Source organism: Aliihoeflea sp. PC F10.4, from assembly GCF_054612275.1.
This window is the reverse complement of record NZ_JBTSWH010000001.1, coordinates 1043019-1069811: the sequence shown is the minus strand read 5'-3', so window position 1 is coordinate 1069811 and position 26793 is coordinate 1043019. Positions and strand designations below refer to the sequence as shown.

19 protein-coding genes are annotated in these 26793 nt (G+C 61.7%); 9 read left to right on the top strand and 10 right to left on the bottom strand.

Features of this window, described 5'->3' with window-relative positions; translation table 11 throughout:
• Positions 1-3: 3 nt before the first annotated feature.
• Positions 4-2523 carry a GcvT family protein gene (locus ACX82Z_RS05300; RefSeq protein WP_459911627.1) on the bottom strand — a complete coding sequence of 840 codons (2520 nt, stop codon included), beginning with the start codon at positions 2521-2523 and terminating at the stop codon, positions 4-6.
• Positions 2524-2746: 223 nt separating this feature from the next.
• Between ACX82Z_RS05300 and ACX82Z_RS05295 the strand changes: the two genes are divergently transcribed.
• The 4 genes from ACX82Z_RS05295 to ACX82Z_RS05280 are packed head-to-tail and all read left to right on the top strand — an operon-like array spanning position 2747 to position 7814.
• On the top strand, positions 2747-4006 hold the full coding sequence (locus tag ACX82Z_RS05295) for a sarcosine oxidase subunit beta family protein (protein ID WP_459586997.1): 1260 nt from the start codon (positions 2747-2749) through the stop codon (positions 4004-4006).
• Between the two features lie 7 nt (positions 4007-4013).
• Positions 4014-4292 (top strand): sarcosine oxidase subunit delta family protein, encoded by a 279-nt coding sequence (locus ACX82Z_RS05290; protein WP_459586996.1) that lies wholly within the window; start codon positions 4014-4016, stop codon positions 4290-4292.
• Positions 4289-7234: a sarcosine oxidase subunit alpha family protein gene (locus ACX82Z_RS05285; RefSeq protein ID WP_459586994.1), complete on the top strand. Its 2946-nt coding sequence runs from the start codon at positions 4289-4291 to the stop codon at positions 7232-7234. The genes ACX82Z_RS05290 and ACX82Z_RS05285 overlap by 4 nt, the downstream gene beginning before the upstream one ends.
• A complete protein-coding gene (locus ACX82Z_RS05280; RefSeq protein ID WP_459586992.1) occupies positions 7227-7814 on the top strand; it encodes a sarcosine oxidase subunit gamma in 588 nt (195 codons plus the stop codon). The genes ACX82Z_RS05285 and ACX82Z_RS05280 overlap by 8 nt, the downstream gene beginning before the upstream one ends.
• Before the next feature lie 11 nt (positions 7815-7825).
• Here ACX82Z_RS05280 and ACX82Z_RS05275 read toward each other — a convergent pair whose 3' ends face one another.
• Positions 7826-8521 (bottom strand): nitroreductase, encoded by a 696-nt coding sequence (locus tag ACX82Z_RS05275; protein ID WP_459586990.1) that lies wholly within the window; start codon positions 8519-8521, stop codon positions 7826-7828.
• Positions 8522-8692: 171 nt separating this feature from the next.
• Between ACX82Z_RS05275 and ACX82Z_RS05270 the strand changes: the two genes are divergently transcribed.
• A complete protein-coding gene (locus ACX82Z_RS05270; protein WP_459586988.1) occupies positions 8693-9877 on the top strand; it encodes a pyridoxal phosphate-dependent aminotransferase in 1185 nt (394 codons plus the stop codon).
• Here ACX82Z_RS05270 and ACX82Z_RS05265 read toward each other — a convergent pair.
• Positions 9874-10158 (bottom strand): hypothetical protein, encoded by a 285-nt coding sequence (locus tag ACX82Z_RS05265; protein WP_459586986.1) that lies wholly within the window; start codon positions 10156-10158, stop codon positions 9874-9876. The two genes, ACX82Z_RS05270 and ACX82Z_RS05265, sit on opposite strands and share 4 nt — an antisense overlap.
• 124 nt (positions 10159-10282) lie before the next feature.
• On the opposite strand from ACX82Z_RS05265, the gene otsB reads away from it, so the two are divergent.
• Complete coding sequence (gene otsB, locus ACX82Z_RS05260) at positions 10283-11041, top strand: trehalose-phosphatase (protein ID WP_459586985.1); 759 nt, start codon at positions 10283-10285, stop codon at positions 11039-11041.
• A 115-nt stretch (positions 11042-11156) separates the two neighbouring features.
• Complete coding sequence (gene otsA / locus ACX82Z_RS05255; RefSeq protein ID WP_459586983.1) at positions 11157-12554, top strand: alpha,alpha-trehalose-phosphate synthase (UDP-forming); 1398 nt, start codon at positions 11157-11159, stop codon at positions 12552-12554.
• On the opposite strand, the gene ACX82Z_RS05250 is transcribed toward otsA, so the two are convergent.
• A complete protein-coding gene (locus ACX82Z_RS05250; RefSeq protein WP_459586981.1) occupies positions 12555-12737 on the bottom strand; it encodes a DUF3008 family protein in 183 nt (60 codons plus the stop codon).
• Between the two features lie 286 nt (positions 12738-13023).
• On the opposite strand from ACX82Z_RS05250, the gene ACX82Z_RS05245 reads away from it, so the two are divergent.
• Together ACX82Z_RS05245 and ACX82Z_RS05240 are read left to right on the top strand one after the other, a co-directional pair.
• Positions 13024-14961 (top strand): autotransporter assembly complex protein TamA, encoded by a 1938-nt coding sequence (locus tag ACX82Z_RS05245; RefSeq protein WP_459586979.1) that lies wholly within the window; start codon positions 13024-13026, stop codon positions 14959-14961.
• Positions 14958-19556, top strand: a complete 4599-nt coding sequence (locus tag ACX82Z_RS05240) for a translocation/assembly module TamB domain-containing protein (protein WP_459586977.1) — start codon at positions 14958-14960, stop codon at positions 19554-19556. Before ACX82Z_RS05245 ends, ACX82Z_RS05240 begins: the two co-directional genes overlap by 4 nt.
• A 76-nt stretch (positions 19557-19632) precedes the next feature.
• Here the strand turns inward: ACX82Z_RS05240 and ACX82Z_RS05235 are convergent, their stop codons facing one another.
• The 6 genes from ACX82Z_RS05235 to denD all read right to left on the bottom strand — a co-directional run bounded on the left by ACX82Z_RS05235 (position 19633) and on the right by denD (position 26776).
• Positions 19633-19809: a hypothetical protein gene (locus ACX82Z_RS05235; protein ID WP_459911944.1), complete on the bottom strand. Its 177-nt coding sequence runs from the start codon at positions 19807-19809 to the stop codon at positions 19633-19635.
• Positions 19810-19889: 80 nt separating this feature from the next.
• Positions 19890-22160 (bottom strand): acyl-CoA dehydrogenase, encoded by a 2271-nt coding sequence (locus tag ACX82Z_RS05230; protein WP_459586975.1) that lies wholly within the window; start codon positions 22158-22160, stop codon positions 19890-19892.
• 85 nt (positions 22161-22245) lie between these two features.
• The gene (locus ACX82Z_RS05225; protein ID WP_459586973.1) at positions 22246-23961 is read right to left on the bottom strand and encodes a pilus assembly protein TadG-related protein; all 1716 of its coding nucleotides are present in this window, start codon (positions 23959-23961) and stop codon (positions 22246-22248) included.
• 177 nt (positions 23962-24138) lie between these two features.
• Positions 24139-24882 (bottom strand): SDR family NAD(P)-dependent oxidoreductase, encoded by a 744-nt coding sequence (locus ACX82Z_RS05220; protein WP_459586970.1) that lies wholly within the window; start codon positions 24880-24882, stop codon positions 24139-24141.
• Entirely contained in the window at positions 24879-25790 is a 912-nt protein-coding gene (locus ACX82Z_RS05215; protein WP_459586968.1) for an NAD(P)-dependent oxidoreductase, read from the bottom strand. The genes ACX82Z_RS05220 and ACX82Z_RS05215 overlap by 4 nt, the downstream gene beginning before the upstream one ends.
• A complete protein-coding gene (denD, locus tag ACX82Z_RS05210) occupies positions 25787-26776 on the bottom strand; it encodes a D-erythronate dehydrogenase (protein ID WP_459586967.1) in 990 nt (329 codons plus the stop codon). The genes ACX82Z_RS05215 and denD overlap by 4 nt, the downstream gene beginning before the upstream one ends.
• Between the last annotated feature and the right edge of the window lie 17 nt (positions 26777-26793).

Sequence of the window (26793 nt, the reverse complement as noted above, 5' to 3'; positions counted from 1 at the left end):
ACGTCATCCATCTGCGCGCAGCGAGGCATTCTCCTGATCGAACGGGCTTTCGCCGATGATTGTGGCCTTGTGCGGCTTGCCGAGGATCTTGATTTCAAGCTCCGTGCCTTCGGCAGCGTGCTCCGGCTTCACCATGGCGAGGGCCAGGCTCTTACCGACGCGCCAGCCATAGCCGCCATGCGTGGCACGGCCGACGAGCGTGCCGTCCTTGTGGATCGCCTCGTTGCCACGCGCATCCGCGTCGGTGACGCCATGGACTTCGAGCGTGACGAAGTTCCACTTCGGCCCCTGCTCCTTCAGCGAGACGAGTGCTTGCCTGCCAATGAACTCACCTTTGTCAGGATGAACGAAACGGTCGAGCCCGCTTTCCCAGGCCGAATATTCGATGGAAAGTTCGCGCGGGATGAGACGGTAGCTCTTCTCGATGGCCATCGCCGTCATGGCGCGGATGCCGAACGGCTTGATGCCGAACTCCGCCCCCGCTTCCATCAACGCGTCGAAGATCGCGTTCTGCTGCTCGATCGGATGATGCAACTCCCAACCGAGCTCTCCGACGAAATTGACGCGAAGCGCATGCGCGGTCGCAGTGCCGACCGCGATTTCCTTGCCGGAAAGCCACGGGAAATCGGCATTGGCAAGGCTCGTCCGTGTCAGCTTTTTCAGGACATCGCGACTGCGCGGACCGGCCAGCACGAGAACGCCGTACATCTGCGTGATCGGCTGAAGTACGACCGAACCGTCGGTCGGCGCGAGCTTGCGCAGCACGTCATGGTCATGCGCCTCGTAGGCACCGGCCGAGACGAGATAGAACCGGCCGGGCTTCCATTCATAGACGGTGAACTCGCTCTTTACGCCGCCCGTCTTCGTCAGAAGATGCGCCAGCGCGATGCGCCCGCGCTTTTTCGGGATGCGGTTGGCGAGAATGGAATCGAGCCATCCTCGCGCGCCGGGGCCGGACACTTCCATCTTGGCGAAGGCCGACATGTCGAGGACGCCGACCTTTTCATGGACCGTCTTCACCTCGTTGCCGACATGGTCGAAATAATTCGAGCGGCGGAACGACCAGCGCTCGACGATGCGCCCGTCTTCGAGCGCTGGCGCGTGGTTATGGTTGGTCAGGACATCCGCGCCGACGCCCAGTTCCTCGGCCGGAACCTCATAACCGTCCGGCGCGAACCAGTTGGCGCGCTCCCAGCCATAGACCGAGCCGAATACCGCGCCCATGTCCTTCAGTCGCGAATAGACGGGCGTCGTCTTCAGCGGACGCGCCGCAGCGCGCTCTTCGTCCGGGTAGTGCATGGTGAAGACGTTCGCGTAGGCTTCCTCGTTCTTCTCGATGAGGTAACCTTCGGTGGCGTAGGGACCGAAACGACGCGGATCGACGCCCATCATGTCGATGGTCGGCTCGCCGTCGACGATCCATTCGGCAAGCTGCCAGCCTGCGCCACCGGCTGCCGTCACGCCGAAGGAATGGCCTTCGTTCAGCCAGAAATTCTTCAGGCCCGGAGCGGGGCCGATGATCGGAGAGCCATCGGGCGTATAGGCGATCGCGCCATTATAGACCTTCTTGATACCGACCTCGCCAAATGCCGGAACGCGTGCGATGGCCGTCTCGATATGTGGCATTAGCCGTTCGAGGTCTTCCTGGAACAGCTCGTATTCGCTGTCGTCCGAAGGCCCGTCGACATAGCAAACCGGCGCGCCGTGCTCGTAAGGTCCGAGCAGCAACCCGCCATTTTCCTCGCGCATATACCAGGACGAATCGCTTTCGCGCAGAACGCCCATTTCGGGCAGGCCCTGCTTCTTGCGCTCCACGATGGCCGGATGCGGCTCGGTGACGATGTATTGATGCTCGACGGGGATGACCGGCACGTTGAGGCCGACCATCTCGCCCGTCTTACGCGCGAAATTGCCGGTGGCGGAAATGACGTGTTCGGCCTCGATGTCGCCCTGATCGGTCTTGACCACCCACTTGCCGTCAGCCATCTGCTCGATGGCCTTAACGGTCGTGTTTCGGTAGATCGTCGCGCCACGGTCGCGTGCGCCCTTGGCGAGCGCCTGCGTCAGGTCCGCCGGCTGGATATAACCGTCGTCGGGATGCTGGATCGCGCCAAGCAGGCCGTCCGTTTCGCACAAAGGCCAGATTTCCTTGACCTGTTCGGGCGTCAGGAGGTTCACCGGGATATCGAGCGTTTCCGCAACGCCGGCATAATACATGAACTCGTCCCAGCGATCCTTGGTGCGTGCCAGGCGAATGTTGGTGCATTGGGTGAAGCCGACATTCATGCCGGTCTCTTCCTGAAGCTCCTGATAGAACTTCACCGAATAGCGGTGAATCTGCCCAACCGAATAGCTCATATTGAAGAGCGGCAGGAGGCCGGCGGCGTGCCATGTCGAGCCCGACGTCAGTTCCTTGCGCTCGATCAGGACAACGTCCGACCATCCCTTCTTCGCCAGATGATACAGCGTCGACACGCCGACCACGCCGCCCCCGATGACAACCGCGCGCGCCTTTTCCTTCAATGCCATGATGTTCCCCGCAAAGGTCGTGCCGCGCTCGCGCGGTCGTGATTTGAGACCGCGACCATAGGACGGCGAAAAAGAGCGTCCTCGGCCTAAATGCGACATCGCCCAAGCGGGCCGCGACCTGTCGGCATCCCGCCATGAAAAGACGAAAAATTCGCTTTCGTTATGCCGCGCTATCTGTAGCTTGTGCTTCGTCTGGATGAACCGAACGGCACGAGCAATGGCTGAATATTCGTTCTTCTCGCTTTTGAAGAACGCCTTGAGTGGCAATGAGGGATGGAAACCGGCATGGCGCAAGCCAGAGCCGAAGCCGTCCTATGATGTGATCGTCATCGGTGGCGGCGGGCACGGCCTGTCCACGGCCTATTATCTGGCCAAGGAACACGGCCTGACGAACGTCGCCGTTCTGGAAAAGGGCTATCTCGGCTCAGGCAATATAGGGCGCAACACGACGATCGTGCGCTCGAACTATCTGCTGCCCGACAATATCCGCTTTTACGAACATTCGCTGAAGCTTTGGGAGAACCTCTCCCACGATCTCAACTACAATGTCATGTTCTCCCAGCGCGGCGTTTTGAACCTCGCCCACACGCCCGCACAGATGGACGAGCACGCAAGGCGCGGCAACGCGATGCGCCATGAGGGCGGCGATGCCGTGCTGCTAGGCCGCGAGGAAGTGGCGAAGATGGTGCCCGGTCTCGACGTCTCGGGCTCGGCACGTTTTCCAGTGCATGGCGGACTGCTTCAGCCGCGTGCGGGCACGGCGCGTCATGATGCGGTCGCCTGGGGCTATGCGCGCGGTGCGGACCGGCGCGGTGTCGATATTCTGGAAAACTGCGAAGTCACCGGCTTTCTGCGTGAAGGCGAGCGCATTGTCGGCGTCACGACGACGCGCGGCGAAATCCGCGCCAAGAAGGTCGCCGTCGCCGTCGCCGGTTCCACCGGCCGCGTCATGAAGCTTGCCGGCATCGAAAACCTGCCGATCGAAAGCCACGTCCTTCAGGCTTTCGTGTCGGAATCGCTGAAACCTCTGATCCATCAGGTCGTCACCTTCGGCGCGGGGCATCTCTACGTCTCGCAGTCCGACAAGGGCGGCCTCGTCTTCGGCGGCGATCTCGACGGCTACAACACCTATGCACAGCGCGGAAACCTGCCGCTCGTCGAGGAAGTCATGAGCGAGTTGCTCGCCATGTTCCCGATGCTGGCGCGCGTTCGGCTCCTGCGCTCGTGGGGCGGCGTGATGGATATGTCGATGGACGGCTCGCCGATCATCACCACCGGCCCCCTGCCCGGCATGTATCTGAACTGTGGCTGGTGCTACGGCGGCTTCAAGGCGACGCCCGCCTCGGGCTGGTGTTTCGCCCACACCATCGCGCGCGACGAACCGCACGCGTTCAACGCGCCGTTCACGCTCGACCGCTTTCATCGCGGCATCCTGATCGACGAAAAAGGGTCCGGCGCGACCCCGAAATGGCACTGAGGTTTCCATGCTGATCGCTTGCCCTTACTGCGGCCCGCGCGACCTGTCCGAATACACGTATCAGGGCGACGCGACGCGCACGCGACCCGATCCGGCCTCGACGGATCAGGAAGCCTGGAACGCCTATGTCTACGACCGGGTAAACACGGCGGGCGATCATGCCGAATTCTGGCAGCACTCGGGCGGGTGCCGTGCGCACCTCAAGCTCGTTCGCTCGACGCTGACTCATGAGATCAAGTCTGTGGCCTATGCGCGTGATATGATTCGCGAAAGGTCGCCCGCATGAGCGCGCGCCGCACACCATCCGGCGGCCGGATCGACCGGTCGCGCACGATCCGCTTCACCTTCGACGGCACGGCGATGACGGGCTATCCGGGCGACACACTCGCCTCGGCCTTGATGGCGAACGGCATCTCCGTCATCGGCCGCTCGTTCAAATATCACCGCCCGCGCGGCATCTTCGCCGCTGGCATCGACGAGCCGAATGCGCTCGTCACGATCATTCGCGGCAAGCTGCGCGAGCCGAACGTGCCGGCAACGCAGATCGAACTTTATGACGGGCTGACAGTCGAGAGCCAGAACCGCTTCCCCTCGCTTTCCTTCGATGTCGGCGCGGTCAACGGTCTCGCCGGCAATCTCTTTGCCGCCGGATTCTACTACAAGACCTTCATGGGCCCGGTCGTCGGCCCGCTGAAGGGAACGCGCTTCTGGCGCTTTTGCGAGCATTTCATCCGCCGCGCCGCCGGCCTCGGCCGGGCGGGCTACGACGCCGATACCGATCGCTACGAAAAGATGTTCGCCTTTTGCGACGTGCTGGTCGTCGGCTCTGGCCCGGCAGGCCTGATCGCCGCGCGCAAGGCGGCAAGCGAAGGCAAGCGTGTGATCCTCACCGAACAGGACGCAACGCTAGGCGGCGCATTGCGCTGGCGGCAGGCGAGCATCGACGGGCAACCGGCCGCCGAGTGGCTGGACGCGGCCAAGGCCGATCTGCATGCGGACGCGAACGTCACGATCCTGCCACGCACGACCGTGTGGGGCTATTACGACGGCAACCAGCTTGCCGCTCTGGAGCGCGTCACCGACCATAAATCCGTCCCCGGCATCGGCGAACCGCGCCACCGGCAATGGACGATCACGGCCACGGATGTCGTATTGGCGACGGGAGCGCTGGAGCGTCCCATCATCTTTCCCGGAAACGACCGGCCGGGCGTTCTGCTCGCTGGCGCGGCCGCGCGGTATGCGGGTGAGTTCGGCGCGTTGCCGGGCCACCGCATCGCGATCTTCACTAACAACGATTCGGCATACGAGACGGCAGCGCTCCTCAGGGAAGCCGGCGCGGAGATCGCCGTCATCGTGGACGTGCGCGCAAACATCTGCGAAGCCGCGCGCGATCTTGCAAGGCGTGCAGGCGGCGAGTTGCTGCTCGGCAATGCCGTCACCAATGCGAGCGGCGGCAAGCGCCTGCGCGAAATCGACGTTCAGCCTTTTGCCGGAGGTGCTGTAAGAAACGGCGGCAAGCGCTCCTTCGCGGTCGATTGCCTTGCTGTATCGGGCGGCTGGTCGCCGGCCATTCATCTGGCAAGCCAGGCTGGCGCAGCACCGGAATGGGACGAAAAATTGCAGGCGTTCCTGCCGCCCACGCCATCGCAGCGCTGGACCGGCATTGGCGCATTCACCGGCAAGTTCTCAACGGCGGAGGCGCTCGGCGGCGAGTTCGACGTTGACGAGGCGGAAATCGACCACGCGCCTGCTCCCGTTTTCGAAATCCGCCCCGAAGGCAAGTCCGGCAAGGCATTCGTCGATCTCCAGCACGATGTCACGGCGTCGGACATTCGTCTTGCAAATCGCGAAGGCTTCCAATCCGTCGAACATCTGAAGCGCTATACGACGCTCGGCATGGCGACTGATCAGGGCAAGACCTCCAATGTTCCGGGCCTCGCCATCATGGCGGCCGCGCGAGGTATTCCCATCTCGCAGGCCGGCACGACCCGCTTTCGCCCGCCATTTTCGGCTGTTTCCATTGGGTCGTTGGCAAGCGACACACATGGCCATTTCAAGCCGGACAGGCTGACGCCGATTCATGACTGGCATGTCGATCACGGCGCTAGGATGTATTCGGCGGGCCTTTGGCATCGCCCGATGATCTATGGAACCGGCGGCGAGACGATCGAGCAGGCTTATGTGCGCGAGGCGGCGGCCGTGCGGACCAGCGTCGGCATCGTCGATGTCTCGACTCTCGGCAAGATCGCCGTGCAGGGACCGGATGCGGCTGAATTTCTTGATCGTGTCTACACCAACATGTTCTCGACATTGCCGGTCATGAGAGCGCGCTACGGACTGATGCTGCGCGAGGAAGGCATCGCCTTCGATGACGGCACCACATGGCGGCTCGGCGAGCACGAATTCCTGATGACGACGACAACAGCCAATGCCGGCAAGGTCATGCAGCATCTGGAATATTATCTCGATTGCGTCTGGCCGGATTTGCGCGTCCACGTCACCTCCGTGACCGATGAATGGGCGGGCGCGGCAGTCGCCGGGCCGCATGCGCGCAAGGTTCTAGAAGCCTGCGTCGAGGGGACGCCGGTCGGCAATGAGATACTGCCCTTCATGGGCATCGTGCGGGGCGAGATTGCCGGCGCTCCAGTCCTAATCTGCCGCCTCTCCTTTTCCGGCGAACTCGCCTACGAGGTCTATTGCGGCGCGGGCCACGGCATGCATGTGTGGGAAGCGCTGATGGAAGCGGGAAAGCCGTTTTCCGTCACGCCCTACGGCCTTGAGGCGCTCGGCACGCTGCGCATCGAAAAGGGCCACGTCACCGGCGCGGAAATCGACGGGCGCACCTCGCCGCGCGATCTTTATCTCGATTGGATGCTGTCGAAGAAGAAGCCCTATATCGGCTCGGCAATGGTCGACCGCGAAGGGCTGGTCGCGGACAGCCGTGTCCGTCTCGTCGGCGTCGTCTCGCTCGACGACCGGCCGCTCAATGGCGGAGCGCATATCGTGGAACGGCTGGAAGACGAGCCACGCGGCTCCGTTGGCCACATCACGGCTGTCTGCTATTCGCCAGCACTGGGCAAATATATCGGGCTTGCGTTGGTGAAGGGCGGCAAAATCCGTCACGGACAACGCGCACACATCTCCGACCCGCTGCGAAACCGCTTCGGCCCTGTCGAGATCGTCAGCCACCACTTCTTCGATCCCGAAGGGAGCCGCATGCATGGTTGAGAATGTCTCGGCCCTCGAACCTGTCTACCGGCGCGGTGCGCACGGCAACCGCGATAACGGCTCTACGGTCACGATCTGGGAAACCCAGCCGGGCTCCATCGTTCAGGTCGCTTGCTGGCCCGGGCGGGAGGATGCGGCACGGATCGCCATTGAATCGGCAAGCGAACTCGCGCTTGGCACAGCATCCGGCGCGGGAGGATTCGATGTGTCGAGAGCAGCGTTCGGCTTTGCGCCGGGCCGCTGGCTCATCGTCGATCAGGCCGAAGGCATGGGCGATACGCTTCGAAGCAAAATCGATAGCGAAACCGGCACCGTGACCGATCTTTCACATGGGCGAACCGCCATTGCCATCAAAGGCGAGAAGGCCGGATGGGTTCTGGCCAAGCTCTTCGCGCTGGATTTCTCGCCGGCCGCGTTTCCGGTGGGCACCGGCAAATCGACCACCCATCACGAGTTCTTCACGCTCATCCAGCGCACGGGCGCTGATCGGTTCGACCTTTATGTCTACCGCTCGTTTGCACGATCGTTCTGGCAGCTTTTATGCGCCAGCGCCGAAGAGGTCGGCTACACGGTCGATTAAGCTGACCGCCGCTATTCGACGAAGGTGACGAACGCGTCGAGCGGTTCGCGCTCGGATATCAGCGTGTTTTCCGGCTTCGTCGTGTCCTCATGCCCGAGCGCCATACCGCAGACCACGATCTCCTCGTCGGGAATACCGAGAACGGTACGTATCTGCCGGTGATAGGGCGCGAAGGCCGCTTGCGGGCAGGTATGCAGACCGCGTGCGCGCGCGGCGATCATGATCGACTGCAGGAACATGCCGTGATCGATCCACGAGCCCATGTTCAGGCGACGATCGATGGTGAAGATCATGCCGACCGGGGCGTCGAAGAAGAGGAAATTACGGTCGTGCTGCTCGCGCATCCGGTCCGTCTCGCGCTTGCCGATGCCAAGCAGGCCGTAAAGTGCAAAACCCACGGCACGGCGGCGCGACAGATAGGGTTCGAAGAACTGATCCGGATAGTATTTATACTCGTCCCACGCGGCTTTTTCCGCACGCATGCCTGAGTTCAATATGGCGTCGGAAAGCACCTTCTTGCGCTTATCCTTCACGACATAGACTTTCCAGGGCTGCATGTTCGTGCCCGATGGCGCGCGCGCCGCGACCTTCAAGATATCGCGGATGGTCTGGTCGTCGACGGCAGTCGGCAGGAAGGCCCGCACGGATTTGCGCGACGTGATCGCCTCGTCCACGATCTCTTTTTCATCGCGCAGGGACGCGTTCATGCTTTCGCCTTTTGGATGATGATTCATCTCAATGCCTTGGTCGCTTCTTTTGGTCGGCATAGGACATGCCATGCCAGCGCGCAATTCCTTTGAGCCAATGGCAGAAAACCCGCCGCCGTCGCCTGCGAATTGATAGAACGTCGCCAATTTCATGATTCAAAGGAGGCGTACATGCCCGCTCCCTCGTCGCGCATTTCCGGTATCGTTCCTTCCGGCAAGGATGGCTGGGAGGTTCATTTCACCGCCTATCATCGCAAGCTGGCAGGCGAGGCGATCGTGATGCTTTCGGTCGGCGACCATGATTTCGATACGCCGAAGGAAACCGTGGAAGCCTGCGTTCGCGAGGTTCGCGCCGGACATCATCATTATACGCCGCTTCCCGGCATGCCGCGTCTTCGAACGGCGATGGCGGCGGTTTCCACCGAATGCACTGGTGTCGCAACAGAGGCCAACAACGTGCTCGCGACCCCTGGCGGGCAATCTTCGCTTTATGCAGCCGTTATGGCGACGCTGGATGCGGGCGGGCACGCCGTCGTCGTCGCCCCGTATTACGCGACCTATCCCGGTACATTTCGCGCAGCCGGTGCCGGCTTCACGGTGGTGGAGACCCGCGCGGAAGAAAGCTTCCAGCCCGACGCAGCGGCAATCGAAAAGGCGATCGAGCCCAATACGCGCGCGATTTTGATCAACACGCCGAACAATCCCACCGGCGCGATGTACACCGCCGAAACGCTTGCAAGCCTTGCCGACATCTGCATCCGGCATGATCTGTGGCTGCTCTCGGACGAGGTGTACTGGTCGATCACGGGCGGCAGGCAGCATTTGTCGCCGCGCGCCCTGCCCGGCATGGCCGAACGCACGCTCGTTATCAATTCCATGTCCAAAAGCCATGGCATGACCGGGTGGCGGATTGGCTGGTTGACCGGACCGCAGGAAATCATCTCCCGCCTGATCGACCTGAATCTCGTGACCACCTACGGCCTGCCGGACTTCGTCTCGCGCGCGGCGTCGGAAGCACTGGAAAACCGCTACGGGGTAGACGACATATCCGCTCGCTACGGCGCGCGGCGCGAGGTCTTTTTGCAGGCGATCGACGGCGCGAACGGGTTCGTCGTGCGCGGGTCGGAAGGCGGCATGTATGTGATGCTCGACATTTCGGCCATCGACCCGGACTGCGAAGCCTTTGCGTGGAAATTGCTGAACACCGAGAAGATCGCCGTCATGCCGGGATCGAGCTTCGGCGATGCCGCGAAAGGGCATATCCGTGTCAGCCTCACCCAGCCGGACGATATTCTTCGGGACGCCGGCGCGCGGCTGAAGCGGTTCGCGGCCCGATACGCTGATATTGAAGCCTAATCGTAAAAATCGAGAAGAGGCTGATCGCAGCGATAAACGGGACACTGATTGGTGTCGGCTGACGGAATGGTCGTGTAGCGCGCGACATCGGGACTATAGCAAAAGCGCCCGTCAACGACGTAGCGGTCATATGTGAACTGGCCTGTCGTCAACACAACTGCGCCATTGTCGTCGATCAGCGCCTGTACGCTTTCACAGTCGAGTTGTCGCGCATCGACCCTGTGCTGCGCCATTGCAGGCGTCGTTGCCACAAGCGCTACAGCAAGAAGCAGACTGCGCATTGGATGATCCTTTCATAAGCGACCGGCACCGACTTTGCTGGCAGCGCGGCTGGCCTATATTCCTTGTCCAATCTCAAACGGCGTCGACGCAAACTGTGTTCCACGGCCTCAAGCAAGGGTGATCATGACCGGAACAAACCCTCTCTCCAATCTCGTTCTTCCCTGCGACATCGATCAGCTCGCGATCTTTCTGGACTTTGACGGGACGCTGGCGGACATCGTCGAGCATCCTGACGATGTGCATTTGCCCCAAGATACGCTGGAGGCGCTCGACCGGCTGGCCCGGCGCACGTCCGGCGCGCTCGCCATCGTCACCGGCCGCCCGGTCCAGCAGATCGACAGGCTCGTCGAGCCGCTGCTCTTGCCTGTCGCCGGCGTGCACGGCATGTCGCGGCGCGCGTTTGACGGCACAGTCCATACGACACAACATGATCCCTCGACTTTCGCCGAAGTCCAAAGCCGGTTGACACAACTCCACACGCAACTCGACGACACCATGATCGAGTTGAAACCGGGTTCCGTCGCTTTTCACTATCGCCGCCGCCCGGACCTGAGCGAAACGATCGCCGAACACGTTCACGACGCGCTGGGCGATCTCGAAGGCATCGATGTGTTGCATGGCAAGATGGTCGTAGAGGCAAAGACGGGACATGCCGACAAGGGCAGCGCGATCCGCGCCTTTATGAGCGAATCGCCCTTCGCTGGCCGGGTCGCGCTTTTCGCCGGGGACGACGTCACCGACGAATTCGGTTTTTCGGCCGTGTCGGAACTCGGCGGCATCGCGATCAAGATCGGCAAAGGCGATACACGAGCCGATTGGCGCACGGAAGAGCCGGCTGACTTTCGGGAATGGCTCGCGCATCTGGCCGTCGCACCTGCCTAAATTTTACCTTGAACCAGAACCCTGCTACAAATTTGCGCATTCAAACTTTCGCTTGCGATGGATCGTTTGTCCGGGCCGAAAGTTTTTGCCGCAGGTAAATAAGGGAGATGGATTATTGGGAAGGCTCGTCGTCGTCTCGAACCGGGTTGCCGATTTGACGCGATCCACACAATCGGGCGGCCTCGCTGTCGGAATTGCCGACGCGCTGAAAAATCGAGGCGGGCTCTGGTTCGGCTGGAACGGAGAAATTGCGCCCGATGCCGATGACGTGTCGCCGACACTCGTCGATGCAGGCAATGTCGCGATGGCGACGATCCCGCTGAAACGGGCCGATTACGACAATTACTATCTCGGCTTTTCCAACAGTGTGTTGTGGCCGCTGTTCCACTATCGCCTCGATCTGGTCGATTTCCACTCCCGTTTTCTGGACAGCTACAAGGCGGTCAATCGACGCTTCGCCGAAGCACTTCTTCCACTTTTGAAGGATGACGACACGATATGGGTGCATGACTACCACCTGATCCCCCTCGCCTCCGAACTGCGCAGGCTCGGTTGCCGCCAGAAAATCGGCTTTTTTCTCCACATCCCGTTCCCGCCTCCTGAAATTCTGGCTGCGGCTCCGGGGCACAAATGGCTTACCGATAGCCTGCTGGCCTATGACCTCGTTGGCTTCCAGACGCAGGCCGACGTGTCCAATCTGGCGCGATACGCCGAAGACCATCTCCAGATGTCCAGGATGAAAGAAGGCCGCATCACCGGCCCGGCGGGCGATCTGCGGGTCGACTGCTTCCCGATCGGCATCGACGCGCAGGCATTTGCGGAGCTTGCCGCATCGCCTTCCGACGACGTCCAGATCGATACGATGCGGCGCGAGACGCTCGGCCGTAAACAGATCATTGGCGTCGACCGGCTCGACTATTCAAAGGGATTGCCCGACCGCATGAAGGCATTCGGGCGGCTGCTCGAGCTCTATCCCGACCACATGAAGAAGGTGACGTTCCTGCAGATCGCGCCGCCGACGCGCGAGGATGTTGACGCTTATGCCGATATTCGCAGCGAGCTCGAGCACCTGTCAGGCTCCATCAACGGACGCTTCGCGGACTTCAACTGGACGCCGATCCGCTACATTCACCGCTCCGTTCCGCGCGAAATCCTGGCGGCGCTTTATCGCGTCAGCCGCGCGGGCCTCGTTACGCCGCTGCGAGACGGCATGAATCTCGTGGCCAAGGAATTCGTCGCCGCGCAAAATCCGGAAGATCCGGGCGTCCTGATCCTGTCGAAATTTGCAGGGGCAGCGGAAGAACTGGCCGAAGCCCTGATCGTCAATCCATACGACATAGATGCGATGGCGCGCGCGATCGAACGGGCGCTGACAATGGACATAGCAGAACGCAAGGAACGCCACGCCGCTCTTTTCGAGCGAGTATCGAAAGGCGATGCCATCGCCTGGCAGAACGCGTTTCTGAGTGCGCTCGAAATGCGGGCCGACGATGTTCACATGAACGTTGCCTGATCAGGATTTCTTTTCCGGCAGGTTCTTTCGCTTCGTCTCCGCAAGCTCTTCGAGTTGCGTTTCCGACATCGAGTCGGCCATCTGCTTCGAGGCACCTTTCAATTCGGTTTTTTTGGTTTCGCCGCGCTTTGCCGACAACGCTGCGCCGGCCGCTTTCTGCTGGGCTTTCGATTTGGCGGGCATGGCAATCTCCTTCCGTCACCTTCCATGAAATCCGAAGGTGGGCGGCGAGGTTCCTTGTCGTTATGCAACACGCTGTGACCAAATCGACACGAAGTCGGTTGGACAGTCTGCAGGCCAGCCGGTAGGTTGCATTGTTGAGAACCGTCGCAATTTATTAGGATTTCATTATCAATATCACGCTCTTGGGGTTGGTGTTGATGTGTAGATTTCGCCGGGCGGTCGGGATGGGACGAGTGGCGGGCCATCCTGTAATGCGCCCGCTGGTTGTACGAGTTCGGGGAATAGAGTGTCGGAAAAGTTCGGTTCCTGGCGTCGACGTTTCGCCCTTTTTGCTTCGCTCAGCGTAGCGGCTGCGGCCCTTCCCGCCACGCAGGCTTCGGCCTTTTTCGGTCTGTTCGGCTCGCGTGACGATGAAGCAGCCGTCGATGTCATCGGCGATCCGCAGAACTATTCTGCCGAGGTCACGGTGCTGAATGCCGATGGCGCGCTCGAAAGGCGGTTGCGCTCCACCTCGACGCTCTGGAACGACCGGGAAGAACCAGCCTCGGGATCGGGCGGCCTGCTCGCCAAGGCGCGCGGTGATTATCGACGCCTGCTTTCGGCCCTTTATGCCGAGGGGCGCTATGGCGGCACGATCTCCATCTTGATCGACGGTCGCGAGGCCGCCGACATCCGGCCCGACACCGTCCTCGCCAACCCAGCCAATGTGGTCGTTTCGATCAATCCCGGCCCCGAATTCCGGTTCGGCGAAGCGTCGATCGTCAATGAGGCCCCACCGCCGCAAAGCTGGCGCGACGAAGTGGATGATCCGCGCGAGGAAGGCTATGCGAGCGGCGAAGTGGCGCGTTCCACCGCGATCCTGCGCGCAGAACGCCTTTCGGTCGAGGCGTGGCGTCAGCAGGGACACGCCAAGGCGGAAGTGGTGGAGCGCCGCGTGGAAGCCGCGCACAACGCCGACATCGTCAATGCGCGCATCACGGTCGAGCCGGGCCGCAAGGCATATTATGGCCCGATCACGGTCGAAGGCACCGAGCGTCTCGATCCCGAATTCATCGCCTTCATGGCCGGCCTTCCGCTCGGCCAGGAATACGATCCCGACGACATTCGCCGCTCCGGCGAGCGTCTCGCCCGCCTCGACGTCTTCCGCGCCTCGCGTTTTCAGGAAGCCGACACGATTGGCCCCGATGGCCTGTTGCCGATCAATTTGATCGTGCAGGAGCGCGAGCGCCGCCGCATCGGCATTGGCGGCTCCTATTCCACGCTCGACGGCCTCGGCATCGAGACATACTGGCTGCATCGCAACCTGTTCGGGCGTGCGGAGCGGCTGCGGCTTGACGCGCGCGTAGCAGGCATCGGCAAGAAGCTCGACAGCAGCGGCTTCGACCCAGAGGAACTGAACTACCGCGTCGGCGCTCTCTTCGAAAAACCGGGCGTCTGGACACCGGATACCAATTTCTTCGCTTCGGTCTACGGAACGCGCGAAGTGCTCGACAATTACACCCGCACCGGTGTCGACGGGCAGACCGGCCTGTCGCACATCTTCAACGAAGAGCTCGCCGGACGGTTTGCGGTGACGGGCGGCTATGCCCGTTTCGAAGATGACGCATTCGGCAAACGCGAATTCACCACGGCCGGCCTTCTCGGCTCGCTCACCTACGATTCGCGCGATAACGCCGCCGACGCCACGCGCGGATATTTCGCCGAAGCCGTCGTCGAGCCGTTCTACGAGTTCCAGTTCAACAATGCAGCCTTCCGCTCGACCATCGAAGGCCGCGCCTATTACGGTTTCGGAGCCGAGGACCGGTTCATCCTTGCCGGACGCGCCAAGGTCGGAACGCTTGTCGGACCGTCGATTGCGGAAGCTCCGCCAGACAAGCTTTTCTTTGCCGGTGGCGGCGGTTCGGTACGTGGCTACGCCTATCGCAATATCGGCGTCGAAGGTCCGTTCGACACGGTGATCGGCGGCAAGTCGCTGATCGAGGGCTCGATCGAGGCACGCGCGAAGATAACGGACACTATCGGCCTCGTCGGGTTCGCCGATGCGGGCCTCGTCGGTGCCGATTCCGTGCCGGACTTCGACGAAGACGTGAGGTTCGGCGTCGGTGCGGGCTTGCGATACTACACGGGGCTCGGCCCCATTCGTCTGGATGTCGCCGTGCCGCTCGACAAGCGGGAAGGCGATCCATCCGTCGCCTTCTACGTGGGAATAGGACAGGCGTTTTGATCAGGTTCCTCGTCGCCCTCGCTTTCGTTTTCCTAACCGCTCCCGCCTTTGCGCAGGAAACGGAAGCCGAGACACGTTCGGTTTTCACCAATTTCCTTCAAAATCAGCTTTCGACGCCAAACCGCCAGATCCGCATCAGTGGCATTCAAGGCGCGCTGTCCTCCAATGCGCGCATCGGCTCGATCACGGTTGCGGATCGCGAGGGCGTGTGGCTGCGCATCACCAACGCATCGATCGACTGGAGCCGCACCGCCCTGCTCCTGCGCCAGCGATTGGAAATCTCGTCGCTGCGCGCCGACCGCATCGACGTTCTTCGCAATCCGGTGCCCGAAGAAGGCTTGCCGCCACCTGAATCGTCCGGTTTCGCGGTTCCGGAACTGCCCGTTGCGGTCAATCTCGAAAGCCTCGAAATCCCGGTCGCGACCTTCGGGTCGACTGTCTTCGGCCTTGAATCGGAACTGTCGCTGACCGGCCGTTTGCGGCTGGAAGACGGTTCGCTCGATACCGCGCTGGATGTGCAAAGGCTCGACGGTCCTGGCGGTCAGCTCGGGCTTACTTTTGCCTATTCCAACTCGACGGAAGTGGTCGATCTCGACCTAACCTTGAGCGAACCGGAAGACGGAATCGTCGCAAATGTTCTCAATATCGACGGGCGTCCTCCCGTCGCTCTGACGGTTACAGGCAGTGGCCCGCTCGGCGACCTTAATGTCGATCTGACGCTCGACGCCGATGCGCAGCGCATGCTTACCGGCCGCGCGCAGGTGCGCGACGGCACCGGCGGACGGGGATTCTCGACGCGCCTCTCCGGCCCCATTGCCCGTCTGGTCCCAGCAGAATTCCGCGATTTCTTCGGCGCAGAAACCGCGCTGACCGCGCAGGGTTTCATACCGGAAGCAGGCGGCGTACGCCTCGATGCGCTTGACCTGACGAGCGCGGCCCTCAATTTGAGCGCGTCGGCCGAAACGACAGCCGACAATTTCCTGCGACGCCTTTCTATCGACGCGACGGTCGAGGACCCGGCCGGCGATGTCGTCATACTGCCCGTTTCGGGCGGGGAAACGACCGTCGACCGCGCGCAACTCGTCCTTTCTTATGGCGAAGGCGCATCCGACGACTGGTCCGGTTCACTCGATATCCGCTCGCTCAGCACGGCCGATTTTGCCGCCGAAACGATGGAACTGGACCTGACCGGACTTGCCCAGAACCTCGACCAGCCCGACGCGCGACGTGTCACGTTCGATCTGAACGGCGCGATCGACGGCGTTACGGCCACGCAGGAGGAGATTTCGCAGGCACTCGGTCAGCGCATAGCCCTGACCTCATCCGGCGAATGGAACGCCGGCCAGCCGCTCACTTTGTCCGATACGCAGGTCGAAGCGGAAGCGCTGATCCTGCGCCTTGCCGGCGAAATTGCGGAAAATGTCTTCGATGGCGACATCACGGTCGAAACGTCGAGCATCGCACCGTTCTCTGGCGTTGCCGGACGTGATCTGTCCGGCGCGATGACGCTCGATGCATCCGGCACGATTGCGGCGCTTTCCGGCGGCTTCAATCTTACGCTCGACGGCACGATCGACGAATTACGGATCGACAACGAGGCGGCGGACAATCTGATGGGCGGCCGCACCACGATAAGCGGCAGGGTCGAGCGCGGCGAGCAAGGTCTCGTCACCGACAATTTACGCGTGGAGAACGAGCAGTTCGACCTTCTCGCGGACGGCACCTATGCAACGGGCGCGGCTGATTTCGATTTCAATTTCGACCTGACCGACCTTGCGCTCGTTACCCCGCAAGCTTCCGGCGCGCTCGCGGTCGAAGGTCGGGCGGCAGGCGGCGACGGCATCATCAACCTGACGACTTCGGTGCGCGTGCCTTCAGGTCGCCTCGCCGAGAAGCAGCTGCGCGACGCGGCGATCACCTTCGACGGCACGCTTCAGGAAGCGAACCTCGATGGCACGCTCGGCGGCAGCGCATTTCTCGATGGCGTGCGCGTCGATCTTTCGACCGGGATTGCCCTCGTCGACGAAGAGCGGCGGCTGACCGATCTGACTTTCACAGCCGGCGGTGCGCGGCTGACCGGCGGCGTCGTTCAGGGCGCGAACGGCCTTTTGACCGGCTCGCTCGATATCGACGCGGCGGACATTTCCACTCTTGCCGCGCTTGCCTTGCAGGAAGCATCGGGCGCGGTTCGCGCCGCGATCGAACTGACGCCTGTCGAGAATGAACAGCGCGCGACGATCGACGCCTCGATCGATGGATTCGAGCTTGGCGAAACGGGCATCGAGCGTGCGCGCATCGAAGCTGCTATCGACGATCTTTTCGGTGTTCCCCGCGTCGACGGCTCGGTCGATGCAGCCGGCATCGCGGCCGGTGGCGTCGATATCGAAACCCTTCAGGCAAATGCGAGCCGTCAGGGCGACGCGACCGAATTCAGTGCGAATGCACGGCTCGACAATGCAACAACCACAGCGGTGGCCGGAACGCTGACGCCGGAAGGTGACGGCTTCAGGCTCGAACTCGATCAGGCCGATCTCGCACAGGGGAACCTTGCCGCCCGGCTTCGCCAAGCCGCGAGCCTCTCGATCATCGGTGACGTCATCACCATCGACCGGCTGGCGCTCGACGTCGGCGGCGGAAGCATCGACGCGACCGGGCGGATCGCCGATGAGATCGATCTCAATGCCACGATCGCCGCCCTCCCCCTGTCGATCGCCAACACATTGCGGCCGGACCTCGAACTCGACGGAACGATCGACGGCACCGCGCGCGTCACCGGCTCGCGCGAGCGGCCCGATGTCGCCTTCGATATTCGCGGCAACGCGCTTCGCGCCGCAGCCCTCAGCGGTGCAGGTCTTTCCTCGCTCAATATTACGGCGCGTGGAACGACCAGCGGCGAGAGCCTTAACGTCGATGCGCGCGCGACCAGCCCCGAGGGGCTCGACGCCTCGGTGCGCGGCAGCGCGCCGCTCGGAGAGGGGCAACTCGCGCTCGACGTCAATCTCGCCGCTTTCCCGCTCGCGATTTTGAATGCCGTGGTTCCCGACCAGAACCTTGCGGGCAATCTGTCGGGCACGGCGCAGCTTACCGGGACTACGGCTGATCCCCGCGCCGCGTTCAATCTCAATGTGGCGGGCCTATCCGCCGCCCCGCTAGCGCAAAACGGCATCGACGCGCTGACGGCATCGGCTGCAGGAAATTTCGCCGACCAGGCCGTGACCCTGTCATCGGTGAACGTGACGAACGGTCAGGACATCTCGGTGTCGGCCAGCGGCCGCGTACCGCTCGAAGGGGCAGGAATGTCCGTCAACCTGACGGCCGAAGCACCGCTGTCGCTCGCCAACCGGTTCCTGATCGATCGCGGCACACAGCTTTCCGGTACCGCGCGGTTCCAGGGCCAGGTTGCAGGATCGACCAGCGATCCGCAGATCAACGGCACGGTATCGACGCAAGGCGCGCAAATCGTCGACCCTGAGGCGAATGTCTCGCTCCAATCGATCAATCTGGCGGCGAGCATCGCAGGCGACACGATCACACTTCAAACCGCCAACGCCACGCTTGGAGCCGGCGGAACGATCAATGCCGGTGGCACGATCTCGCTCGCCGAAGGCATGCCGGCCAATATTACCGTGGCCCTCAACGAGGCGCGCTATAATGACGGGGACATGGTCGCGGCCACTGCCTCGGGCAATCTCACCATCATCGGCCCGCTGACCGGAGACGCGCGGATCGGCGGCACGATCAACGTCGCCCGCGCGGAAATCAGCGTTCCGGACAATTTTGGCGGTGGAGCGGCCGGCATCGACGTCATTCACCGCAATCCGCCTCCCGGCGTCGCTGCGACCTTGCAGCGCGCCCGCGCGAATGATGGAACGCCGGTCCCCACGACGCGCCCGAGCGTTCTGCAACTCGACGTGACCGTCAACGCGCCCAACCAGATTTTCGTGCGCGGCCGGGGCCTTGACGCGGAACTTGGCGGCAGCGTTCGCCTGCTCGGGCCCGTCACCAACATTCAGCCGGTCGGCGCCTTTGAGATGATCCGGGGCCGGCTCGGCATTCTGGGCCAGCGCATCGACTTCGAGGAAGGCACGATCACACTGATCGGCGATCTGGACCCGGTTCTGAACTTCGTCGCGAGTTCGGAAGGGTCGGGCGGCATTACCGTTTTCATCACGGTCTCCGGCCGCGTCTCTGACCTCGACATCTCGTTCTCCTCACAACCTCAATTGCCGGAGGACGAGGTCCTTGCGCAATTGATCTTCAACCGCAGCATTGGCGAGCTTTCACCGTTCCAGATCGCGCAACTCGCGGCTGCCGCGGCCGAACTTGCAGGCGGCGGCAACTCTTCTCTTTTGGGCAGTCTGCGCGGTGCGGCCGGTCTCGACGACCTCGACATTGTCACAGACAGCGAAGGCAACGCGGCCGTTCGCGCCGGCCGGTACATCCAGGACAATATCTATCTGGGCGTGGAGGCAGGGGCCGGCGGAACCGCTCGCGGCACGATCAATCTGGATATCACCGACGAGTTGAAAGCGCGCGGTGCTGTCGGCTCGGATGGCGATTCCAGCGTCGGCCTGTTCTTCGAACGGGACTATTGAACGCGCCCTGTCTGGCAAACCAAAAAGGCGGCCAATTGGCCGCCTTTTGATTTGGCGTGCGCTAAACCGCACATACTCACTTCTTTTCGGTCTTGTCCTTCTTCGGCGCACCGGTGATGCTCGATCCCGTTACCGATACCGGATCGCTTGCCGGAAACGTGTCTTCAAGGCCTTCTTCCAGCTCGTCATCGCGGCGCGTTTTGTCATCATTCTTCTCGATATTGAGATGGCGCTTCTTTTCGTTCTCGGGCATGTAAGCCTCCTGTTGATCTGCTCACGACAGAAACGCCGACGGTGGTTCGCCGGTTGCATGGCAAATCAGAAAGCAGACCGCTATTCCGCAGCTTCGCGTCGCTCTTCAGAGCCGGCATTTTCATGCTGGCTCGCCAGCGGCGATATGTCGGCCATGGGAAAGGCGTCGACGGCAATTACCTTGGCGACCGCTGCATGGGCCTCGTCGAGCCGCCGCTTTTCATCGGTCGAGATCAATCCCGTCTCCAGCGCGCGACCGACCTCACGCACCTTGGCATCGCGCATTTTCTTTTCGATGGGCGTGATCTGAGCGACAAGGTCGAAGGCGTGTTCGAGGTCCTTGAGAGCATGTTCGGCATGCCCCTCGCCCAGATAGATATCGGGCGTTAGCCGGTCGCGCTGAGGGCCGGCCTCCATCAGCATGTCCGCAACACGAGAGCGATCCGCATCACGCGGTTCGGGATGCGGCACGCCAACCGGAAAGGCGACGAGCCGGACGACAAATGCGGCCCAGCGCGCCGGCAAATTGGCAAGCACACCTTTGAACGCAACGCCCATGCGCTGGCGTCCGCGCACCATGATGAAGTCGACAAGCGGACGATCCGCCTCGGGCCGGCCTTCATCCTCGAAGCGCTTGAGTACGGCCGCGCCGAGATAAAGCTCGGCAAGAATATCGCCCAGACGGGCCGACAGCATTTCCTTGCGCTTCAAAGCGCCGCCAAGAGTCAAAAGCGAAAGGTCGGCCAAAAGCGCGAATGCGGCCGCGTAGCGCGAAAGCTGACGCCAGTGTCCCGACAACGCGGCCCGCGAGGGAGCGGGCGATACGAGGCCGCCAGTCCATCCACGCACGAACGCTCGCAGCGCATTGGCGACAGAGTGCCCGGCATGACGCCAAAATTGCTGGTCGAACTCCTTGAGGCCTTCGGTCTCGTCTTCGTCCGAGAGCGCCAGCAGTTCCTTGAGCATGTAAGGGTGCGAACGTATCGCCCCCTGCCCGAAGATCATGAGGTTTCGCGTCAGGATGTTCGCGCCTTCCACGGTGATCCCGATCGGAACGGACCGGTACTGCGCGCCGAGATAATTCTTCGGCCCGTCTATGACCGCCTTGCCGCCATGGATATCCATCGCGTGCTCGATCGACCGTCGCATGCGGTCTGTGGCGTGAAACTTCATGATCGCCGAAATGACGGACGGCTTGTGGCCTTCGTCGAGCGCGGCGACGGTCAGCCTGCGCGCCGCGTCAATCTGGTACGCGTTGGCCGCGATTTCAGCCAGCGGCTCCTGAATGCCCTCGAATTTGCCGATCGAAACGTTGAACTGGGTCCGAATGCGCGCATAGGCACCTGTCGCGCGAGCGCACATCGCGGCAGATGCCGCCGATTGCGACGGCAAGGAAATGCCGCGACCGGCGGCAAGTGCCGTCATCAGCATTTTCCACCCCTGCCCGACGCGTTCAGGCCCGCCAAGCACCCAGTCGAGCGGAATGAACACGTCCTTGCCGTAAAGCGGCCCGTTCTGGAAGAAGGTGAATTGCGGAATGTGGCGGTCGCCATGGCTGACGCCGGCAATGGCAGTCGGCAACAATGCGACGGTGATACCGCGATCTTCGCCGCCGCCAAGGTGATTGTCAGGATCGTGAAGCTTGAAGGCGAGGCCCATAACGGTCGCGACCGGACCGAGCGTGATATAGCGCTTTTCGAAATTCAGCCGAATGCCGAGAACGCGCTGGCCCTCATGCTCGCCATATTCGACGACGCCTTTATCCGTCATCGCCGCCGCATCGGAGCCGGCTTCCGGAGACGTTAGCCCAAAACACGGGATTTCGCGCCCGTCTGCCAAGCGCGGCAGCCAGTATTCGCGCTGCGCGTCGGTGCCGAAATGCATGAGAAGTTCGCCGGGGCCGAGCGAGTTCGGAACCATGACCGTGACGCCCGCCACAACACTCGCGGATGAGAGCGTGCGAACCACTTCCGAATGCGCGGTATTGGAAAAGCCGAGCCCACCGAATTCTTTCGGGATTATCATGCCAAAGAATTTCTTCTCGCGCATGAAATCCCAAACCGGCTTCGGCAGGTCGCGGTCCTCCCAGGCCAGCTTCCAGTCGTCGACCATGGCGCAAAGTTCGCGCACCGGCCCTTCCATGAAGGCTTTTTCCTCGGCCGAAAGCGAAGCCGGCTTCATGGCCACCAGCTTGTTCCAGTCGGGAGTTCCGGTGAAGAGTTCGCCGTCCCACCAGACCGTTCCCGCATCGATCGCATCGCGCTCTGTTTCGGAAATGGGCGGCATGACGCCCTTTGCCCACCCGAAAATGGGCTTCGAAATGCGGTCTCTTCTGAAGTCACGGAAGCTCATCGGCCACCCCAAGGTCGAGTTCGTCTCTCAACAAGGTGCAATGCGCGGCCAGGACGATCGTTCCTTCAGTCGGAAATGTGGCCGATTACTGCGTCAGATGAAGCGTCGCGACGTCACTTCCGATCTTGGCGAAGGCAGCTTCCAGCGCGGCCGTGTTGTTGGCCATGTGGAAATTACCGGGCCGGCTTGCACACTCGCGAAACAGCGTGGTGACCGCGGAATTCGTGGTGTTGTAGAGGACCGTATATACCTCCACTTCCAGTTCCTTGATCTGGCGACACATCGTGCGGGTATAGGTGTTGAGCGTCGTCTCGGCCGATCCCTGGCTCGTCGTGCCGTTTATGCGGCTGCCCGTTGTGCCGGCGGCCGGTGCACCCAAAAACCCGTAGGAGCCGTAGTCCGACTTGTTGATCGTGCTCGTTCCGCCGAACGAGACGTTCGTGCCATCGGTCATCAGAACGAGAAATTTGGAAACCGATTCCGTCTTGAAGGGAGCAGCCCCGGCAAACGGTTCGCCGGGCGAAAGAAGACGCCAGCCCCAGGCGAGACCCTCGGAAATGTTGGTGCCCGAACCGTTCCAGAATTGCATGGCATCGATGCCCGCCTGCACCTTGGACATATCCTTCGTGAGCGGCGTGAGCGGCGTCGGGCATGCGCGGTTCGGGCCGATCGTCAGATTTGCTGTATCCTTGACTGAACGAGCCGGGCGCTTGCTCGCCGTCTGCAAAGGACCAATCACATATTTCAAAGGCGAGCGCTGGATATCGTGCTGGTCAGAAGTCTTCGTCAGCGAAAGATCCTTCGTCTTGTGGTCCAGCCACGCATTGTTGAATTTGGAGCCGTCGTTTCCACCGTTCGTCATGCGCGTCGCAGGTTCGCTTGGAGCGAAATACGGCACGAAGAGCGTATCCGGATTGCTTGGGTCGGGCGCTGACGTGTCGAGATTGTAGGGAGCGGGCCGTGCCTCGACGCAGCCCTTCCAGGTCGTTCCGGAATAATCGAACAACGCCATGTGATGAGGATAGGAAACCATCCTCTTGCACATCTCGTACATGTCCCGATCCTTGGTAGCGAGATCAGCCGCGTCGCATCCGATCGGGTTGTTATGTTCCCAGCGCTGCATGACGGCATTGCGCGCATCTTTCGAAAGATTGGCGCGACGCTCGATGGGAGCGAGATCGCGGCGAGCCGCCCGCATCGGATCGGAAATGAAGCTCCAGCCATTATAGAGCGCTTCGCCCTTGGTATCGATCCAGCTTTCCTGAAAGCCCTCGCCCTTGATGTTGACGGCCGTCACGAACGGTACGAGGCCGATACTGACCTCCTGGCGCGGATCGCCATTGTTGTCGACCGCCGTTATCAGCGCCTTCGACGCTTTCTTCAACGCGTTGATGCCGGCCTGACCCATCGAGCCGGTATTATCCAGCACCATGGCGATTTCGAGCATCTTCGTGGAACGGAACGTCGTCGCCGATACGGTGATGTCGCGGTTACCGAACCGGTCCATCAGGAAAAGGCCGATCTTTGCTTCGACATGACCCGTCAACTGGACGTAATTCAACCCATCGTCGATATCGAGCCGCGTATTCGCTGTTCCGACGATGAAACTTGCGCCTTGCGTGGCCACGAAGCTGTTGAACAGGTCGCGCCTTTCCTGATCGGAAGCGTTTTCCTGCGAGGCGGCGAGAACGGCGCTGTCGACGATGTTTTGCAGGCGGCTTTTGGAATTGACGATATTCGCCGTGTCGATCGCCATGCCGACACCAGCAAGCAGCGCCGGCAGAAGCACTGCCGTCATCATAGCGAAATTGCCTGACTCGGATTGCCAGAACGTCTTCATTGAAACCCCCGCATGGTCGCGAGGGAAGCATTGCTCGGTGAAGCTTAACGGAATCGCACTATCGCCCGGGCTTCGAAGATCGCGGTTAAATCAAGCCTAACGCTGTGCTTTCAAGTTTCCGCTTTGACCGCCAATCCGTCAGTAAACGGCACGCCCGCCCGAAATGTCGAACACACCGCCCGTCGTGAAGGAACAATCCTCGGAAGACAGCCATGCGATCATCGCTGCGACCTCGGATGGTTCTACGAACCGGTTAAGCGGAATTTTCGAGAGCATGTAGTCGATATGCTCCTGCGTCATCTGGTCGAAGATCGCCGTGCGGGCCGCCGCTGGCGTCACGCAGTTGACGAGAACACCCGATCCGGCGAGTTCCTTGCCCAGCGATTTCGTCAGCGCGATCAAGCCCGCCTTCGAGGCGGAATAATGCGACGCGTTCGGATTGCCTTCCTTGCCGGCGATGGAAGCGACGTTGACGATGCGGCCGTAGCCCGCCTTCATCATCAGCGGCGCGATGGCATGGGAGGTCAAATAGGGCGCGACGAGATTGACCTCGATCGTGCGCCGCCAGGTATCGGGCGTCAGTTCCCACGTCTTTGCATTGCCGCCGGTAATGCCCGCATTGTTCACAAAAATATCGACTGCCTTGGCGTCGAACGATTTTTTGGCCGCCTCTGCGACCGCCTTTTCATCAGTCAGTTCGACGACTGCGCCACTTGCCTTCTCGCCAAGCGATTTCAATGCGTCATCGATGGCCGCGCCATCAACGTCCCACAATTCGACAGATGCGCCGCTTGCGATCATGCGTTCGGCCGTCGCATAGCCGATACCGCGCGCCCCGCCGGTGATGATGGCCTTGCGTCCTTCCAGATCAATCCGGTTCATGCCTGAACATTCTCCCTGCTGCGGCTCACGCCGTTGAGATCGGCCACGATGTCGGCGAGCATCGGCACGTAATCATCGCCGCGTCCGATTCCTTCGGCGGTCGCGAAGCTGTTCTTGATCGCCGATGAGAGATGCGAGGCGATGCCGCTTTCATTGGCAAGCCCCGCCAGATACCGCATGTCCTTGTGCGCGTTGCGCAAGGTGAATTTGTGCGCGTTGCGGTCGCCGTCGACAGCGTATTGCATGAAGCCCTGGAAGAAGCCGCAATCCATGCGGCTGCCGGTGATGATGTCCCGGAACGTGGCAGCTTCGACGCCGTTCTTGCTGGCAATCGCGAGGACTTCCGCGTAAAGCGCGGCATAGCCGAGCGCGACGAAATTGTTGAGCAGTTTCACCGTGTGGCCCGCGCCGACATCGCCGACCCACACGATCCGCGCAGCCCAGGTCTCGAAGATAGGCTTCAGCCGCCCAAAATCCGCTTCGCTGGCGCCGACCATCGTATCGAGTTGGCCGACCCATGCCTCCTTCGGCGTGCGAGCCAAAGGCGCATCGACCAACGTCACACCCGCTTCCTTGCATGCATGTGCGAGGTTCCGCGTCGATACCGGATTGCTCGTCGAGCAATCGACTATAGTGTCGACCGTCCCTTTTGCGGCGAGGATTTCATGGACGATCGCCTCGACCTGGGGGCTGCCGGGCAGGCACAGAAAAACGATCTGCGAGGCCGCAGCCAGTTCGCCGACGCTCTCGACTTCCTTCGCGCCTCTCTTTTTCAGATCCTCGACCGGCTCGCGGTTTCGATTGCCTTTGATCGTCAACGGGTAGCCCGCCTCGACGATGTTCTTGGCCATGCCATGTCCCATCAGCCCGACGCCGATGAAACCGACCCGCTCCTTTGCGCCGCTCATGCCGCATCTCCCTTCATTCGTTCAGCTTGCGCGTACTCGTCGGCAATATGCGCGCGTATGATTGTGCCGAAATCGGCATCGGCGACAAAACCGGCCGCTTTCGCCCGCTCCGCCGAAAAATCGCGTGGCCAGCCAGCGACGATTTTCTTGATTGCCGTATCGGGTTGCCGCCTGATGAGACGTGCGGTTTCCTCTCCGGCGATGTCGCGCAACGTTTCGATCATCTCGCCGACAGTGATCGACAGACCCGGCATGGTCAGCGAGCGCCGGTCGCCAAGCGCGGCCGTATCGAGCACGGCGGCATGCAGGAGAAAGCCGACTGCGGCAGCGGGGCTTGCGACCCAGTGGCGAACGTCGTCATCGACCGGCAGAATGGCTTCGACGCCGGCGAGCGGCTCGCGAATGATCCCGGAAAAGAAGCCCGACGCGGCCTTATTGGGCTTGCCCGGTCTCACGACGATGGTTGGCAGGCGAATGCCGACGCCATCCACGAAGCCCATCCGGCTGTAATCGGACAGAAGCAGCTCGCAGATGGCCTTTTGCGTGCCGTAGCTCGTCAACGGCGCATGGAAGAAGCTGTCGCGGATCGGCTCCTCGAACGGCGCACCGAACACGGCGATGGAGGATGTGAAAACGAGGCGCGGCAGATAGTCGTCGCCAGCCATGCGGACCGCTTCGAGCAGATTACGCATGCCGTCGAGATTGATCCGGTAGCCTTTCTCGAATTCGATTTCCGCTTCGCCCGAAACGATCGAGGCCAGATGGAAAATGACGTCCGGCCGCTCGACCACCAATCCATTGATCGTCGCCGCATCGGCGATATCGCCGGCTTGCGAGGTGACCAAAGGCGAACTGAAAGTGCCCTCGACGACATCGAAGGAATGAATGGCGCTGATCTTTCGACCGTTAAGTTCGCCGTTTGAGACGAGCGCGTCGATCAGCCTGCGGCCGATCATGCCCGCCCCTCCCAGAACCAGTATGCGCATCGGCGTCCTCCCTTAAG